This is a genomic window from Streptomyces clavifer, assembly GCF_036345975.1.
In the GTDB taxonomy this organism is placed as follows: domain Bacteria; phylum Actinomycetota; class Actinomycetes; order Streptomycetales; family Streptomycetaceae; genus Streptomyces; species Streptomyces clavifer.
The window spans coordinates 4112706-4126665 of sequence record NZ_CP107793.1 but is presented as its reverse complement, the minus strand read 5'-3'; the positions used below and the strand labels follow the sequence as shown (position 1 = coordinate 4126665).

The 13960-nt window shown below is 71.4% G+C and carries 16 protein-coding genes; 6 read left to right on the top strand and 10 right to left on the bottom strand.

Features of this window, described 5'->3' with window-relative positions; genetic code table 11:
• From OG927_RS17910 to OG927_RS17890, 5 genes are all read right to left on the bottom strand, one after another.
• Positions 1-630, bottom strand: coding sequence for a hypothetical protein (locus OG927_RS17910; protein ID WP_124281506.1), 630 nt, complete (start codon positions 628-630; stop codon positions 1-3).
• A gap of 28 nt (positions 631-658) precedes the next feature.
• Positions 659-1168 carry a helix-turn-helix domain-containing protein gene (locus OG927_RS17905; RefSeq protein ID WP_124281507.1) on the bottom strand — a complete coding sequence of 170 codons (510 nt, stop codon included), beginning with the start codon at positions 1166-1168 and terminating at the stop codon, positions 659-661.
• A 163-nt stretch (positions 1169-1331) separates the two neighbouring features.
• Positions 1332-2645: a replication-associated recombination protein A gene (locus OG927_RS17900; protein WP_330320442.1), complete on the bottom strand. Its 1314-nt coding sequence runs from the start codon at positions 2643-2645 to the stop codon at positions 1332-1334.
• A 100-nt stretch (positions 2646-2745) separates the two neighbouring features.
• Positions 2746-3114 carry an MmcQ/YjbR family DNA-binding protein gene (locus tag OG927_RS17895; RefSeq protein WP_056797457.1) on the bottom strand — a complete coding sequence of 123 codons (369 nt, stop codon included), beginning with the start codon at positions 3112-3114 and terminating at the stop codon, positions 2746-2748.
• Positions 3111-3506 (bottom strand): MmcQ/YjbR family DNA-binding protein, encoded by a 396-nt coding sequence (locus OG927_RS17890; RefSeq protein ID WP_056797460.1) that lies wholly within the window; start codon positions 3504-3506, stop codon positions 3111-3113. The genes OG927_RS17895 and OG927_RS17890 overlap by 4 nt, the downstream gene beginning before the upstream one ends.
• 88 nt (positions 3507-3594) lie before the next feature.
• On the opposite strand from OG927_RS17890, the gene OG927_RS17885 reads away from it, so the two are divergent.
• The gene (locus OG927_RS17885; RefSeq protein ID WP_330320441.1) at positions 3595-4527 is read left to right on the top strand and encodes a helix-turn-helix domain-containing protein; all 933 of its coding nucleotides are present in this window, start codon (positions 3595-3597) and stop codon (positions 4525-4527) included.
• A gap of 222 nt (positions 4528-4749) precedes the next feature.
• Positions 4750-5658, top strand: a complete 909-nt coding sequence (locus OG927_RS17880; RefSeq protein WP_056797469.1) for an aminoglycoside phosphotransferase family protein — start codon at positions 4750-4752, stop codon at positions 5656-5658.
• Between the two features lie 204 nt (positions 5659-5862).
• Here OG927_RS17880 and OG927_RS17875 read toward each other — a convergent pair whose 3' ends face one another.
• Complete coding sequence (locus tag OG927_RS17875) at positions 5863-6621, bottom strand: class I SAM-dependent methyltransferase (protein ID WP_124281512.1); 759 nt, start codon at positions 6619-6621, stop codon at positions 5863-5865.
• Between the two features lie 158 nt (positions 6622-6779).
• On the opposite strand from OG927_RS17875, the gene OG927_RS17870 reads away from it, so the two are divergent.
• Both OG927_RS17870 and OG927_RS17865 read left to right on the top strand, forming a co-directional pair.
• Positions 6780-7661 carry a GNAT family N-acetyltransferase gene (locus OG927_RS17870; RefSeq protein ID WP_056797472.1) on the top strand — a complete coding sequence of 294 codons (882 nt, stop codon included), beginning with the start codon at positions 6780-6782 and terminating at the stop codon, positions 7659-7661.
• Positions 7662-7668: 7 nt separating this feature from the next.
• Positions 7669-8085 carry a hypothetical protein gene (locus OG927_RS17865; protein WP_124281514.1) on the top strand — a complete coding sequence of 139 codons (417 nt, stop codon included), beginning with the start codon at positions 7669-7671 and terminating at the stop codon, positions 8083-8085.
• Positions 8086-8284: 199 nt separating this feature from the next.
• Here the strand turns inward: OG927_RS17865 and OG927_RS17860 are convergent, their stop codons facing one another.
• A complete protein-coding gene (locus OG927_RS17860; RefSeq protein WP_124281515.1) occupies positions 8285-9058 on the bottom strand; it encodes a TetR/AcrR family transcriptional regulator in 774 nt (257 codons plus the stop codon).
• 100 nt (positions 9059-9158) lie between these two features.
• Here OG927_RS17860 and OG927_RS17855 point away from each other — a divergent pair, with 100 nt between their 5' ends.
• Together OG927_RS17855 and OG927_RS17850 are read left to right on the top strand one after the other, a co-directional pair.
• A complete protein-coding gene (locus OG927_RS17855) occupies positions 9159-10133 on the top strand; it encodes an ATP-binding cassette domain-containing protein (protein WP_124281516.1) in 975 nt (324 codons plus the stop codon).
• The gene (locus tag OG927_RS17850; RefSeq protein WP_056797485.1) at positions 10126-10911 is read left to right on the top strand and encodes an ABC transporter permease; all 786 of its coding nucleotides are present in this window, start codon (positions 10126-10128) and stop codon (positions 10909-10911) included. The genes OG927_RS17855 and OG927_RS17850 overlap by 8 nt, the downstream gene beginning before the upstream one ends.
• On the opposite strand, the gene OG927_RS17845 is transcribed toward OG927_RS17850, so the two are convergent.
• The 3 genes from OG927_RS17845 to OG927_RS17835 all read right to left on the bottom strand — a co-directional run bounded on the left by OG927_RS17845 (position 10892) and on the right by OG927_RS17835 (position 13846).
• Positions 10892-12010: a phosphotransferase family protein gene (locus OG927_RS17845; RefSeq protein ID WP_063887968.1), complete on the bottom strand. Its 1119-nt coding sequence runs from the start codon at positions 12008-12010 to the stop codon at positions 10892-10894. The two genes, OG927_RS17850 and OG927_RS17845, sit on opposite strands and share 20 nt — an antisense overlap.
• A 165-nt stretch (positions 12011-12175) precedes the next feature.
• Positions 12176-12877 (bottom strand): HAD family hydrolase, encoded by a 702-nt coding sequence (locus OG927_RS17840; RefSeq protein WP_330320440.1) that lies wholly within the window; start codon positions 12875-12877, stop codon positions 12176-12178.
• 99 nt (positions 12878-12976) lie between these two features.
• Positions 12977-13846, bottom strand: coding sequence for a GntR family transcriptional regulator (locus OG927_RS17835; protein WP_056797487.1), 870 nt, complete (start codon positions 13844-13846; stop codon positions 12977-12979).
• Positions 13847-13960: the final 114 nt, after the last annotated feature.

The following is a 13960-nucleotide window of genomic DNA, read 5'->3' as shown; positions in this document are numbered from 1 at the left end:
CTACTTCGCGGACGGCGGAGTGGTCTTCTTCGCCACGGGCTTGCGGGCCGGTGCGGGCTTCTTGGCGGACGCGGCGGGCGTGGGCTTCTTCGCCGTCGCGGTCACGGGCTTCGCGGTGGGCGCCGGCTTCACCGGGGCGGTCGCCGCGTCGGACTTCTGCTTCGGCACGGGCTTGGGCTCCGCCTCGACGACGGCGGCGATCTCGACGATCTCCTCGGCCGTCTCGCCGCGCCAGGTCCGCACGCTCTGCTCGCCGCGCTCGGCGACCTTCTCGTACGTCTCCCGGGCCCGGACCGCGTACTCGGCGGCCACACCCACGCTCCGCAGCGCCAGGTCCTGGGCGGACTCGCCCCACTTCTTCAGGTCGGTGTCCAGCGACCCGAAGACCTCGCTCACCTTCGCCTGCACGGTGGCCTGGGCCTCCTTGGCCTGCGCGGTCACACGCTCCTGCACCACCTTGGGGTCGGTGTTGCGCACGGCCTCGATCCGCTCGGGCGCCTCGGCCCGCAATTGGTCGATCAGCCCCGGGACCTTGCGCGCCTGCTCGACGGCGAGGTCGGCGGTACCGGCGGCGAAGTAGAGGGGGGTCGGGTCGGTGAGGGTCTTGCGCAGGTCATCGGTGATGGCCATGACTGTGGTCCTCCCGGATCATCAGAAGTCAGTTCAGGGGTGTGTCTGCATCACTGCCGCCGGCCGTGCGGGGGCCGCGGGCATCCGTACCGGTACCGGTCGCGTCACCGGCACCGCTTTCCACTTCGGCATCGATTCTGCTCCCCGCACCCGCGGCGCCGTGGACCTCTGCGCCGGTGTCGGGGACGACGTCGAAACCGTTCTCCTTGCGGAAGGAGTCGTAGATCTGCAGCAGCACGTTCTTCTGCCGCTCGTTGATCGACGGATCGGCCAATATGACCGCCCGCGTCTCCAGTTCCTCCCGCTCCCGCTCATCGAGGATCCCGGCGCGCACGTACAGCGTCTCGGCGGAGATCCGCAGGGCCTTGGCGACCTGCTGCAGCACCTCGGCGCTCGGCTTGCGCAGACCGCGCTCGATCTGGCTGAGATACGGATTGGACACCCCGGCGGCGTCGGCGAGCTGCCGCAGGGAGAGCTGCGCGGTACGCCGCTGCTCACGCAGGTACTCGCCGAGATTGCCGACGTTGAGTGATGCCATGGCTCGATACTGCATCACCCTTGCTAACTATTGCAAGCGCCTGCTTGCAAAAGTGTTCCGTGTCATGCGGGAGCCGGGCTGTGACTGAGCACGGTGGTTGCAGAGGTCGTCCGAGCGCGCCATCTGTCGTGTGCGGACTCCGTCCGCCGCCGATCGGTCCACGTCAGCCGCTGCGCCCACGAGCGCGCAAGCCGGCCCAGTGGCGGAGGCGCTCGGACACCTGGGACTCGTAGCCGTTGCGGGTGGGGCGGTAGTACGTCTCGTGGTCCATGCCGTCGGGGAAGTAGTCGGCGCCGGAGAAGCCGTCGGTGGTGTCGGGGTCGTACTGGTAGTCCTTGCCGTAGCCGAGGTCCTTCATCAGCCGGGTCGGAGCGTTGAGGATGTGGGCGGGCGGCATGAGTGAGCCGGTGCGGCGGGCGGATCGGTGGGCCGTGTCATAGCCGCGGTGGACGGCGATGGACTTGGGGGCCGTGGCGAGGTACACGACGGCCTGGGCGATCGCCAACTCGCCCTCGGGCGAGCCGAGTCGCTCGTACACGTCCCAGGCGGCGAGGGCCTGCTGGATGGCGTGCGGGTCGGCGATGCCGATGTCTTCGTTGGCGAAGCGGACCAGGCGGCGGGCCACGAAGAGGGGGTCCTCGCCGCCGTCGAGCATGCGGGCGAGCCAGTACAGGGCCGCGTCCGGGTCGGAGCCGCGCATCGACTTGTGGAGCGCGGAGATCAGGTTGTAGTGGCCCTCCTGCGCCTTGTCGTACAGCGGGGCGCGCTGCTGGATGTGGTGGGCGAGCGCGGCGGTGTCCAGGGGGGTGCCGGGGTCCGGGAGTGCCTGGAGCTGTTCGGCCGTGTTGAGGAGGTAGCGTCCGTCGCCGTCGGCCATGGCGATCAGGGCGCGGCGGGCGTCGTCGTCCAGGGGCAGCCGGTGGCCGGTGAGGTCCTCGGCACGGTCGAGGAGTGTGGACAGGGCGGCTTCGTCGAGGCGTTTGAGGACGAGGACCTGGGTGCGGGAGAGGAGGGCGCCGTTGAGTTCGAAGCTCGGGTTCTCCGTGGTCGCGCCGACCAGGGTGACCGTGCCGTCCTCGACGTAGGGCAGGAAGCTGTCCTGCTGGGCGCGGTTGAAGCGGTGGATCTCGTCGACGAACAGCAGGGTGCTCTGGCCGATGGTGCGCCGGCTGCGGGCGGCCGCGAAGACCTTGCGCAGGTCGGCCACGCCGGAGAAGGTGGCCGACACCGATTCGAAGACCAGGTTGCCGCCGTCCGCGAGGAGGCGGGCGATGGTCGTCTTCCCCACGCCTGGCGGACCCCACAGGATGGCGGAGCCCAGGCGCTGCGACGCGACCATGCGGCCCAGCGGGGCGTCCGGGGCCAGGAGGTGGTCCTGCCCGACCACGTCTTCCAGCCGGGTGGGACGCAGGCGGTCGGCGAGTGGCCGGGCGGGCTCCTCGTCGAAGAGCGGCAGGGTCGCTTCGGTCGGTTCCATCGGTCTCTCGGATCGCAGGCGGAGGTGTGCGGGCGTGGCGAGCCGTGCACGGGGCACTGGGAGGCGTGGGCTCAGCGGCTCGTGGGCGCGCTCGCGGTGCTCATCGGGTACGGGGGCGGTCGCGCCCGGGCAGCCGCGCGACGACCAGGTCGTAGGAATCCTCGACTGCGTCGGTGACCAACCGCCCGGTGATGCCGGGGCCCGGTCCGAGCGAGATCCAGTGCCGTCCGTCGAGGTAGCGGCCCGGTGTGATCGAGGCATGGCCGTGCACGTACGCACGGGCCTGTTCGGGTTCGCACTTGACCGTGATGATCTGCTCGTCCGGGTCGTCGGTGACGATCAGGAAGACCTTGCCGGCGACCTTGTACACGTCCAGGTGCTGGGTGAACGGGTAACCGTGGTCCGTCCCGGGCAGCGCGAGGGCCGCCTGGCGGGCGGTGTCCTGGAGCCGGTCACCGGCCGCGCTCACGAGGCTGCCCGCGTGCTGCTCCCGTAGGTGCGGGGGTCGACGGGCTGCTCGGCCTTGGGCAGGCGAGCGACTACGAGCCGGTAGGAGTCGGTGACGAGCTCATCGACGAGTTCCCCGTCGACGCCGTCCCCGCCCTCCAGCGTGATCCAGTGCTTCTTGTTCATGTGGTAACCGGGGGTGATGTGGCTGTACTGCTCCCGCAGGGCGTGGGCCTCACCGGGATCCGCCTTGAGGATCACGACGGGACGCCCCGGGACCTCGGTCATCAGCATGAACACCTTGCCGCGCACCTTGAAGACCTCCCAGTCGTCGCCGAAGGGATGCTCCAGCCGGGCTCCGGGAAGCTCCTCGGCGCAGTCGGCGGCGGTCTTGTGCAGGGTCGTTCCGTTCATGGGGCGTTGCCTTCCTCAGGGGGTGGCCGCGGCGGCACATCCCATCCTCCCCTCGAAGCCGACAAAAAGGGCAGTAGGCTGCGGACACGTGATGGTCGACAGGCGACACCCCGGCCCGAGCGGACAGGCCGGACCGGCCGCGGTCCCGCTGTACGGTTTCCAGCCCCCGGTCGGCACCCCGTACGGCCTCGAGGTGAGCACCGTCGAGGACTTCTTCGCCCGGCACGACGACTGGCCGTGGAACCCGCCACGTCCGGGCCGCGCCTCCTTCCACTACCTCATCGCCGTCACCGAGGGCGAGCTGCGGCACGACGTCGACCACCTCACGCGGACCGTCGCCCCCGGCCAGTGGCTGTGGGTGCGCCCCGGACACACGCAGTGCTGGCATCCGCCCGGCGCCGCCCGCGGGCCGTTCATCCTGTTCGAACCGGATGTACTGCGGCCCGACATCGTCCGCCTGCTGGCCCCGCTCACCGCACACGAGGCTCCCGCCGTGCTGAGCCCGCACCCCGCCGACGCCACCTGGCTCCAGCAGACGGCACTCCAGCTCCTGGACGAACACCGCGCACTCGGGCGCCGCCCCCTCGACGTCCACCACGCCCTGCGGCGCAGCCTGCTCGAATCGCTGCTGCTTCGCCTCGCGGGCGCCCCCGGGATCACCCAAGCCGACACGCGCGCCGGCAGAAGCCGTGGTGACACCTACGGACGGTTCGCGGACGCCCTGGAGCTGCACTTCCGCGAGATGCACCGGGCCGCGGACTACGCGGAGTCGCTCGGCTGCTCGGTCCGCACCCTCAGCCGCGCCGCCCGGGACGCCACCGGCAAGGGAGTGCGTGAACTCATCGACGAGCGGCGCCTGCTCGAAGCCCGGCGCCTGCTGGGAAGCGCCCGATGGAATGCCCGGTCCGTCGCCGACCACCTCGGCTTCAGCGATCCCGCGAACTTCGGCCGCTTCTTCCGCGACCGCACCGGTCTCACCCCGGCCGCCTTCGCGGCCCGCGAAGCGGGGACCGGCGCTTGACCTGCTTGTCCGGCGTGGTGCCGGACTCGGCGTCGGCCCGAGCGTCACGGACCTGTTCCAGGCCGTGGTAGACCTTCACGACCCGGGCCTTGAGGCGTCGGGCCGAGCAGCCCATCAGTTCCAGTGCGGCGCTGCCGGGTCACGCCCGACAGGACTGCCCGGACGAAGCGGGTGCCGATAATTCGCTCGCTTCCCGCTCCGACCGGCGAGGAGACTCCCGGCGTGGCACTTCACGAGAATGAGATCCCGGTCGACGAAACGCTGGTCCGATCCCTGCTGCAGGCGCAGCGCCCGGAGTGGGCCGGCCTGCCGTTGTCGCCCGCCGGCGCGGGCACGGACAACACCATGTACCGACTGGGCCATGACCTGCTCGTGCGTCTTCCACGGACCGCCGGCAGCGGGCAGTCCGTGCGCAAGGAACAGCAATGGCTCCCCCGCCTGGCGGCCCGCCTCTCCTGTGTGATTCCCGAGCCCGTGCACGCAGGTACGCCCACCGACGCGTTCCCGGTCGCCTGGTCGGTCCTCCGCTGGATCGACGGTGACGAAGCCGGGCCGGACACCGTCGGGGACTGGGCCACCTTCGGAGCGGACCTGGCGGCGGTCGTGCGCGAGCTCCACCGCGTCGACCTCATGGGAGCGGCGCGCGCGGACGGTCTCAGCTGGTATCGCGGAGGCAGCCTGGAACCGTGCGACCAGTGGATCGCGGGGTGCTTCGACGACTGCCGGACGACGGTGGGTTCAGAGCTCGACATCGACTTCCTGGAACAGCTGTGGCGAGCCGCGCTCGCGCTGCCCGAGCCCTCCGGGCCCCACGTGTGGCTCCACGGCGACCTCAAGCCGACCAACCTCCTGGTCCGGGAGGGCGGGCTCCACGCAGTCATCGACTTCGGAGGGCTCTCGATCGGCTTTCCCGACGCCGAGCACTCCACGGTCTGGGACCTGCCGTCCCAGGCCCGGCAGGCCTACTGGGACACCCTTGACCTCGACGATGCGACCTGGACCCGCGCCCGCGCCTGGGCGATCGCGGTGGGCGTCAGCGGGATCTCCTACTACTGGGACACCTTCCCGGCCTTCGTCGCCGAATGCCGGGCACGACTTCGGGCGATCCTCGCCGACGCCGCTACGCGTTGATTGGCCTCCCCGGCCCGGGAGAAAGCACAGGGCGGACCCGGAGAGGGCGCAATACGGCACAGATGGGGCCTTCTTCGGGTCGTCGGACCGCCGTGTGCCGGGGTGACGAGCCGACCACGTCGGCGGACCAGGTGACGACGAGGCCGACCACTCGGTGGCGGAGGGCGCCTGGACCACCTTCCGGCGTCGCCACTCGAGCCCCGCTCAATCCGTGCGGCCCCCGACGGCCGGGCCGGACCATGGGCGTCGCGCGACGAAGACGAACTCCTTGCCCGACCTGTCGGGCGCGTCGCGTACGCCCTCCACCTCGTAGCCCAGCGCGAGCAACTCCCGCTCGACCTCCTCCCGCTCACGGAAGCGCAGGGTGGAGTCCGACGTCAGCATCTGCCCGTCCGCAGCGAACACGTACGTCCAGCGGAACGTCACCAGCGGCCCACGCACCTCGGTCACCTGGACCCAGCTCTCGACGGCGCCGACACCCGGCACCTCCGTCACGCGGTACGAGGCTTCTCGGTTCCACACCTCCCAGGCACGCCCGGCCGGGTCCCGGGTCTCGAACACCAGCCGGCCACCGGGCCGCAGTGCCTCGTACGCGCCGCGCAGGGTCTCCCGCCACTCCTGGGCACCGGCGATCTGCTGGGCGACGTTCGCCGTCATGGTCACCAGGTCGACCCGCAGCGGCGGGAGTGTCGTCGCGTCGCCGCAGATCCAGCGCACTCGCCCACTGTCCGGCTTACTGCGGGCCACGTCGACGGAAGCCTGGGCGGGATCGACGCCGACGACCTCGAATCCCCGCTCGGCCAGCAGGAGCGCGAACACACCTGTGCCGCAGCCGATGTCCAGCACCCGGCGCGCCCGGAACTCCTCTGCCATCCGGACGTAGGCGTCGAGGTCACTGCGATCAGGGTCGAGCGGGTCGTAGAGCGCGGCGAGGCGTGGCTGTCCGAAACTCTCGTCAGTCATGCGGCCGAACGTACGGGCTGCGGAGCTCGGACGACCACCCCATTCCGTCGCGGCGTTCGTGGGGATCAACAGGCCCGATCCTGATTCGCTTCGATCCGCCCTGACCCGCCCTGACGGAAAATCGTCGGGCACTCCAGGCGCATGGGAAATCATGAAGCATGCGACCCGACGACTGGTACCTCACCGAAGACGTGGACGACTTCCTCGACCGGGCCGGAGACTTCCTGCGCTCGCGGCCCGGCCCGCACGTCATGCAACTGACCTGGGCCGAGAGGATACGCGCGCGTGGGGTGGAGCCGTCGGGCACCGACGCCCCGCTCTTCGGTGTGCTGGAGCGAGCAGGCAGGGCCCACGCCACCTTCTACCGGCTCCCGTCCCGCGGCCTCGGCCTCTCCCCGCTCACGCCCGAGCAGGCCGACTCCCTCGCCGCCCGCCTGGCAGCACTCGGGCAGCCCGTTCCCTCCGCAGGCGCGGACCACGGCTCGGCCGGCGCCTTCGCCGAGGCCTGGCAGCGGCACACCGGCGTCACGCCGGAACTCCGCGACGTACGGCTCCGTCTGTACCGCCTCGGCACGCTCACCCCACCGGAGCCCCTGCCGGCAGGCCGCGGCCGCGTCCTGGGCGAGCAGGACCTCGAACAAGTCATCTTCTGGTGCGGCGAGTTCGCCAAGGCCGTGGGCGACGACAGCACCATCGACGCCGCCACGTGGTCCGGCACCCGCTTCGCCGACAAGCGCTACACGCTCTGGGAGACCCCGGACGGCACCCCCGTCTCCGTCGCGGGCATGAACCCGCTGATCGGAGGCCAGATCCAGGTGGACATCGTCTACACCCCGGCCCACCTCCGCGGTCACGGCTACGCGGGCGCCGTCACGGCGGAGGTGAGCCGGGCCGCGCTGGCCGCGGGCGCGAAGGACGTCGTCCTGTTCGCTGACCTGTCCAACCCCACCAGCAACGCCCTCTACCAACGCCTCGGCTATCGCACGCTCACCGACTGGGCGGTGTACGACCTCTCGGGCGCCGCGCCGGAAGCCGGTTGATCGCGCGATGAAGAAGAGCACCCGAACCGCCACCCTTCTCGCCTGTGTCACAGGCGCCCTCGTCCTGTCCGGCTGTGCCGGTGCGCAGGACCATGGCTCCGCCCGTGCTCCCGCCACGGCCGGCCCGACGGCCACCACCACCGTCGCCCCCGCTGACGCCGCCCGGGTGGCCGAGCGCTACAAGCAGCACGGCGGTGCGCGGGAGGTGTACGGGATCCAGAAGGGCACCGGCCCCGGAGGCGTCCCGCTGCTGACCGTGTGGACGCACGACGCGAATGACAGCGCGCAGGCGTTCGAACGCCTGAAGGGGTCGGTCACCGGTTTCCTGGAGCGCGAGGAGGAGCTGTCACTGAGCCGGGGTTACCTGCTGGACGTCTTCGGCCCGGACGGATCCCTGCAACACCGTCTCGACGCCCGCCCGTGAGTCCGTGACCTCGGGACGCGGCAGTGAGTGGGCTCCGCTCGACGAGGCGTCCGCGCGACCGCTCACGACCACCACGACGAGATGCGGGCCCAGTCAGGGCGCACGGTGTCCCCGGCGTCGCCCGTCACCCTGCGGGAGCGCGGGCACCCGGGGGCCCCGGACCGGCGCCGGGGCCCCCGGACCCCCGTCCCCGCCCCGGTCATGACTCCGCCCCCTTCCGGATGAGCGCCTCGGTCCCGTCGAGGAGCCGTTCGAGACCGAACACGAACTCGTAGTCGACGTCGTCCGGCTGGCTCATGACGTCGGTGTCCAGCAGCCTGGTCAGGGCCGGATGCCGTACGGGGTCGACGAGCCTCTTCACCGTGCGCTCCCACCGCGCCATGACCTCCTGGGCCGGGATGCCCTTCGCCTCCACGGCCGCGGCGAGATCGCTCATCAGCAGCGCCTCGTTCCGCACGAATCCCGAGATCAGCAGGATGACGGAGATCTTGTCCCCCTCGCTCAGTCCGCTGTCCTCGAGCGCCTGGAGGCCCTGCTCCCACCAGGCGACCGAATTCGGGCTGGCGGGCGGGCCGGAGATCGGGATGCGCAGCGCCCACAGGTTGCGGTGGAACATCTCCCGCTGGGCGGCCGCCCACTGGCTGATCGCCTCACGCCAGCCCGCTCCGGCCTCCAGCGCGGGCAGCGGGGGCGGCTCTCCCGTGACCGCCTCCTGCATCAGGAGGAAGAGCTCGTCCTTGGCGGAGACGTACCGGTAGAGCGCCATCGTCGACGCGCCCAGGTCCTTGGCGACCCGCCCCATCGAGACGGCCGCCAGCCCTTCGGACGCGGCGAGGGCGACCGCCGCGGCGACGATGCGGTCCAGCGTCAGCCCCGGCTTCGGGCCCTTGACCGGACGGTCCCTCAGCCCCCACGCGGCCTCGATGCTGGCGGGGAGGTCCGCACCGCCCGACGCGCCGTTCTTCTCCGTCACCGAAGCCGCCTCTCCCAGGGACCGTCTTGACCACCATCCTAGGTTTGCGTAATGCTTACGCAGTAACGCGTATGCCATACGCAGAACGGGGGAACCTCTCATGCCCGACGTGATGATCGAGGCGCACGGCCTCACCAAGTCCTACGGAAGACCCTCCGCCCGGGTCCGTGTCCTGGACGGCATCGGCCTCCGGGTCGCCCGTGCGGGCGTCTTCGCCCTGCTCGGCCCCAACGGCGCGGGCAAGACCACCACGGTCCGGATCCTCGCCACTCTCACCACCGCCGATGCCGGCACGGCGCGGGTCGCCGGGTACGACGTCGTGGCCGACCGGCGCCGGGTGCGCCGCGCGATCAGCCTGACCGGGCAGTTCGCCGCCGTCGACGAGACCCTGACCGGCGAGGAGAACCTGCGGATGATGGCGCGGCTGACGGGCCACTCGCGCGCCCGGTCGCGGCAGCGGGCCGAGGAACTCCTCGAGCGCTTCGGTCTCACGGACGCCGCCCGCCGCCTGGTCCGTACGTACTCCGGAGGGATGCGGCGCCGACTCGACCTGGCGGCGGGCCTGGTCGGCTCGCCCGAGCCCGGCGTCTTCTTCCTCGACGAACCCACCACCGGCCTCGACCCGCGCAGTCGGCGTGAGCTCTGGCAGGTGGTGCGCGACCTGGCCGGGCGCGGTGCGACGGTGCTGCTCACGACCCAGTACCTGGAGGAGGCCGACCAGCTGGCCGACCGCATCGCCGTCCTGAACAAGGGCCGGATCGCCGCCGAGGGAACCCCCGAACAGCTGAAGTCACGCGTCCCCGGCCACCGCCTGGACCTGGTGCTCACCACCCGCGAGGCCTACCTCCGCCTCGCCGCCCGGGCCGTCCACCACTCCCCCGGGTCGCTCACCCTGGGACTTCCCACGGACGGCACGGCGGCCCAGACACGCGCTCTGCTCGACGAGATCGATCCGCAGCGCACCGACGTGGACCGCTTCTCGCTGCACAGCGCGACCCTCGACGACGTGTTCCTGACCCTCACCGCGGAGAACGCGGAACCCGCAGACACCGCGGAGGCCCCCGCCCATGTCTGACACCACCGCATCGGCACCCGGATTCCTCACCCGCGCCACGGTCATGACCGGCCGCAGCCTGCGCATCAGCCGCCGCAACGTCGACGCCGTCATCACCTCGATGATGCTGCCCGTCATGCTGATGCTGATCTTCGTCTACTTCTTCGGCGGCGCGATCGACACGGGATCCGCCTACGACTCCTACGTCATGTACGTCGTCCCGGGCGTCCTGCTGCTCTGTGCCGGCTTCGGCTCGGCCACCACGGCGGTGGCCGTGAGCGAGGACATGAAGGGCGGCATCATCGACCGCTTCCGCTCGCTGGACATCGGCGGTACGCCGGTCCTGGCCGGTCACGTCGCGGCGAGCGTCGTACGCAACCTGGTCTCCACCACCCTGGTCTTCGGCGTCGCCCTGCTCATCGGCTTCCGCCCCGCCGCCACGCCCGGCGGCTGGCTCGCCGTCACCGGGGTGCTGCTCGCCTACATCACGGCCCTGTCCTGGATATCGGCCGCCATGGGCCTCCTCGCCCGCACCCCGGAGGCGGCCGGCGGCTTCACCTTCTTCATGTCGTTCCTGCCCTACCCGAGCAGCGCGTTCGTCCCGGTCGACTCGATGCCCGGCTGGCTCCACGGCTTCGCCGACCACCAGCCCATCACCCCGGCCATCGAGTCGATCCGCGGCCTCCTGCTGGACCAGCCGGTGGGCAACACGCCGTGGATCGCCCTCGCGTGGGCCGCGGGGATCCTGGCGGTGGCGGTCGCGGCTTCGGGGGTGCTGTTCAGACTGCGGACGCGGTGACGGCGGGACGGGACCCGAACCACCGCAGGTAGGCCCCCACGACCTGCCGGAGCGTGGGGGCGGCCCGCGCCCCGAGCACCGGCCGCGCGACCGCCAGCGCCTGTTGGACCCGCCAGGCCACTCCCGGGAGCAGCCGCCGGTTCAGCCCGCCCGCCGGATGCTCCAGCGCGAGGGCTCCCCGGATGACGTCCGTGTACACCGACTGGGCCTGCTTGTAGGCGAGCAGGACGGGCAGGTCCTGTCGCCACCCCGCGGCGGCACCGGGCCGGGCCGCTTCGACGGCCGGCTCCCAGACCCCGCAGACCCGCTCCCTCTCCCGCTCCGCGTAGCCCATCAGGTGGAGGTGCGTCGCCAGGTCGTAGAGCGGGTCGCCGATCATGGCGAGTTCCCAGTCGATGGTCCACAGGTCGCCGCGGAGGTCGACGACGAAGTTCTTCCGGTGCAGGTCGCCGTGGACGAGCACGAAGGGACGGGACCCCATCCCCCGCGCCCGGCACCTCAGCGTCTCCAGGGCGCCGTCGTCCACGCCCAGCCGCTCGAACAGCCCCCGGTACGGGGCACCGTGCTCCCGGTAGACCCGCTCCTGGGTGAACCGGATCAGGCCGGTCAGGAAGCCGGCGCAGTCGCCGTCCCCGGGCCGCTCCTCGGGGCGGCAGATCCGTCCGGCATCGATCTCGTCCGTCCGGACCGCTGCCAGGTCCCCGAAGAGCTCACCGAGCTGAGCGCTGTGCCGTGCGGAGAGCGGCCCGCTCGGCAGCACGCCCCGGCCCAGGGTGCGCCCTTCGATGAAGGCCTGCAGCCGTACGTCCGGACCGGCCTCGATGATCTCCGGGATCCTCCGCACCCGCCCCTGCAGGGACAGGAGCAGGAGTTCCTCCGACCGGAAGCACCGCCGGTCGTACCAGAACAGCCCGGGACGCGGCTCCCGCACCTTGGCGCGGCGGGGCCGCCCGCCCGGGACGCAGCCCGGTGGCAGCGGAATGACGTAGGTCTCGTGGTGGTACCCCTGGAGCGGCCCCTCGATCGCCCGGTCGCCGTGATCCAGCCCGGCCCTCTCCGCCGCCGCCCGTCGGACCTCGGACAGTGTGTCGGCTTTCATGGATGGCCTCGCGGGTACGGAACTCGGTGACTGAGGAGGAAGGTACCCCGCTGATCGTCCGTCCCGCGGGAAATCGACGTCCTCGTCATCCGGTCGTTCCGAGCCCGCGGTTTCGCGTCGAACCCGCGCCGCCGCCGTTCGCTCGCGGACCCACGCGTCGAGGGACTACGCCGCCCGGACGAGTCCTTCCAGCGTGGAGACGCTCACCTCCGCCCCCGCGTCGCGCAGCCTCCCGTACTTCTCGGCGTTCTCCGCGTAGCCGAGGAACGGCACACCGGCCTTGCCCGCCGCCAGCCGGTCGGCGGCCGAGTCACCGATCATCAGCGCGTCCGCGGCCGCCACCCCCGTCGACTCCAGGGCGCGATGCAGGCAGTCCGGGTCCGGTTTGAGGAGTGCCGGGTCCGGCCCGCGGCCGTGTATGTGCCCGTCGAAGCACGGGCCCAGACCGTCGCGGGCGAGATAGGAGGCCACCGCCGCGGGCGAGTTGTTGGTGGTCACCGCCAGTCGGGTACCGGCCGCCGCAAGGGCCCGTACGAGCGCCGCCGCCCCCGGGGTCGGCGTGGCGCTCCCCGCCGCGACGACCTCCTCCTCGGTGAGCTGCTCCTCCAGCACGGCCATGAGCGCACGGTCCTGCGGGTAGTGCTTCCGGACCGCCAGGAGCACACCCAGCGGATCGGCATCCCGCACGCTCACGGCCACCGGCGCCGGATCACGGCCGAGTGCCTCCAGCCGCACGGCGAGCCGCTGGGCGACCCCTGCGGCCGGATGGCCGGCGAACAACCGGCATACGGGGCCGTCGAAGTCGAAGAAGACGCAGGCGGCGGATGAGAGGAGAACGTGTGGGTCGGTGGCGTGCGGTTGAATCACGTCGCTCCGTCCGTCGGGGCAGCGGGCCGGGGCCGGCACCTTCGCCTCCCATCCTGCCCGCGACCCCCGCGACAGAACTCGGGGAACGGGATCCCCGGGTCAGGGCTCCAGGTGCAGGTCCGTCGCCACCGTGGTCCAGATCCCCTCGAACCACTGGGCGGACTGCGCCACGAAGGCTTCGTCCCGCACCCCGCCGTCGACGGTGAACGGGAAGAGGGTCGAGTCGCTGCCCAGTACGTCGAAGAGCTCGACCGGACTGCCTGCGATCTGCTCCTCGCGCCGGGTGACGGTGTAGTACGCGAACAGCACTTCGGCTTCGTTCAGCAGGTAGATCTTCACCGGTGGAGTGAACGGCAGCGCCTTGAAGGTCACTTCGACGTCGAGATCACGCGTGCTGCGCATGGCCAACAGGTTGTGGCGCAGGGCCCCGCCCTGGATGTTGCGCAGGTGCAGCCACCGCTCGTGGACCTGCGCGGCGTCCTCGCTGTCATCGGCGGGCCGGGGGAACGCCAGGTCCAGATGGCGGCCCGGCAGCAGGATGCGCACCTTCACCGAGCGCGGGGCGAGACGACCGGAGCGGATCCGCTGCAGGGGCTCCGCCAGGGCGAGCGCCAGGGACTCCGCCGTGAGGCAGAGCGCGTCGATCCGCACATCGGGGACCTCGAACGCCGCCAGTATCTTCGGCCCGAGGCCGGCGGCCGTCTGCTGGGGGCCGTCCGCCGCCGCCTCGTCGTCGGCCGACGACGGAGCCGCGATGCGCGGCGGGGCGCCCCGCGTGACCGCGGTCAGCAGGCCCTCACCCTTGAGACGCTCCACCGCCCGCCGGATCGCTCCCCGTTCGACGCCGAACTCCTTGACGAGCCGCGCCTGCGTCGGCATCTGGTCACCGGCCTTCAGCGTCCCGGCGCGGATGCGCGCGCGCAGGACATCGGCCACCTCTTCGGCGGAGGGCTTTCTCGTGCCGTTCATGGCTGTGCGCTCAGGGGTCACAACAGAACGCTACAACTTCCTGCCATCTAACGGAACTTGCCCCTCAGTTGGTTATTAACTGAAACCAAGTGGGGACAACTATAAGTAAGATGG

Coding starts and splice junctions, on each gene's coding strand:
- OG927_RS17910 (WP_124281506.1), bottom strand. CDS start 630: ATGGCCATCACCGATGACCTGCGCAAGACCCTCACCGACCCGACCCCC.
- OG927_RS17905 (WP_124281507.1), bottom strand. CDS start 1,168: ATGGCATCACTCAACGTCGGCAATCTCGGCGAGTACCTGCGTGAGCAG.
- OG927_RS17900 (WP_330320442.1), bottom strand. CDS start 2,645: ATGGAACCGACCGAAGCGACCCTGCCGCTCTTCGACGAGGAGCCCGCC.
- OG927_RS17890 (WP_056797460.1), bottom strand. CDS start 3,506: ATGAACGGAACGACCCTGCACAAGACCGCCGCCGACTGCGCCGAGGAG.
- OG927_RS17875 (WP_124281512.1), bottom strand. CDS start 6,621: ATGACTGACGAGAGTTTCGGACAGCCACGCCTCGCCGCGCTCTACGAC.
- OG927_RS17870 (WP_056797472.1), top strand. CDS start 6,780: ATGCGACCCGACGACTGGTACCTCACCGAAGACGTGGACGACTTCCTC.
- OG927_RS17865 (WP_124281514.1), top strand. CDS start 7,669: ATGAAGAAGAGCACCCGAACCGCCACCCTTCTCGCCTGTGTCACAGGC.
- OG927_RS17855 (WP_124281516.1), top strand. CDS start 9,159: ATGCCCGACGTGATGATCGAGGCGCACGGCCTCACCAAGTCCTACGGA.
- OG927_RS17850 (WP_056797485.1), top strand. CDS start 10,126: ATGTCTGACACCACCGCATCGGCACCCGGATTCCTCACCCGCGCCACG.
- OG927_RS17845 (WP_063887968.1), bottom strand. CDS start 12,010: ATGAAAGCCGACACACTGTCCGAGGTCCGACGGGCGGCGGCGGAGAGG.
- OG927_RS17835 (WP_056797487.1), bottom strand. CDS start 13,846: ATGAACGGCACGAGAAAGCCCTCCGCCGAAGAGGTGGCCGATGTCCTG.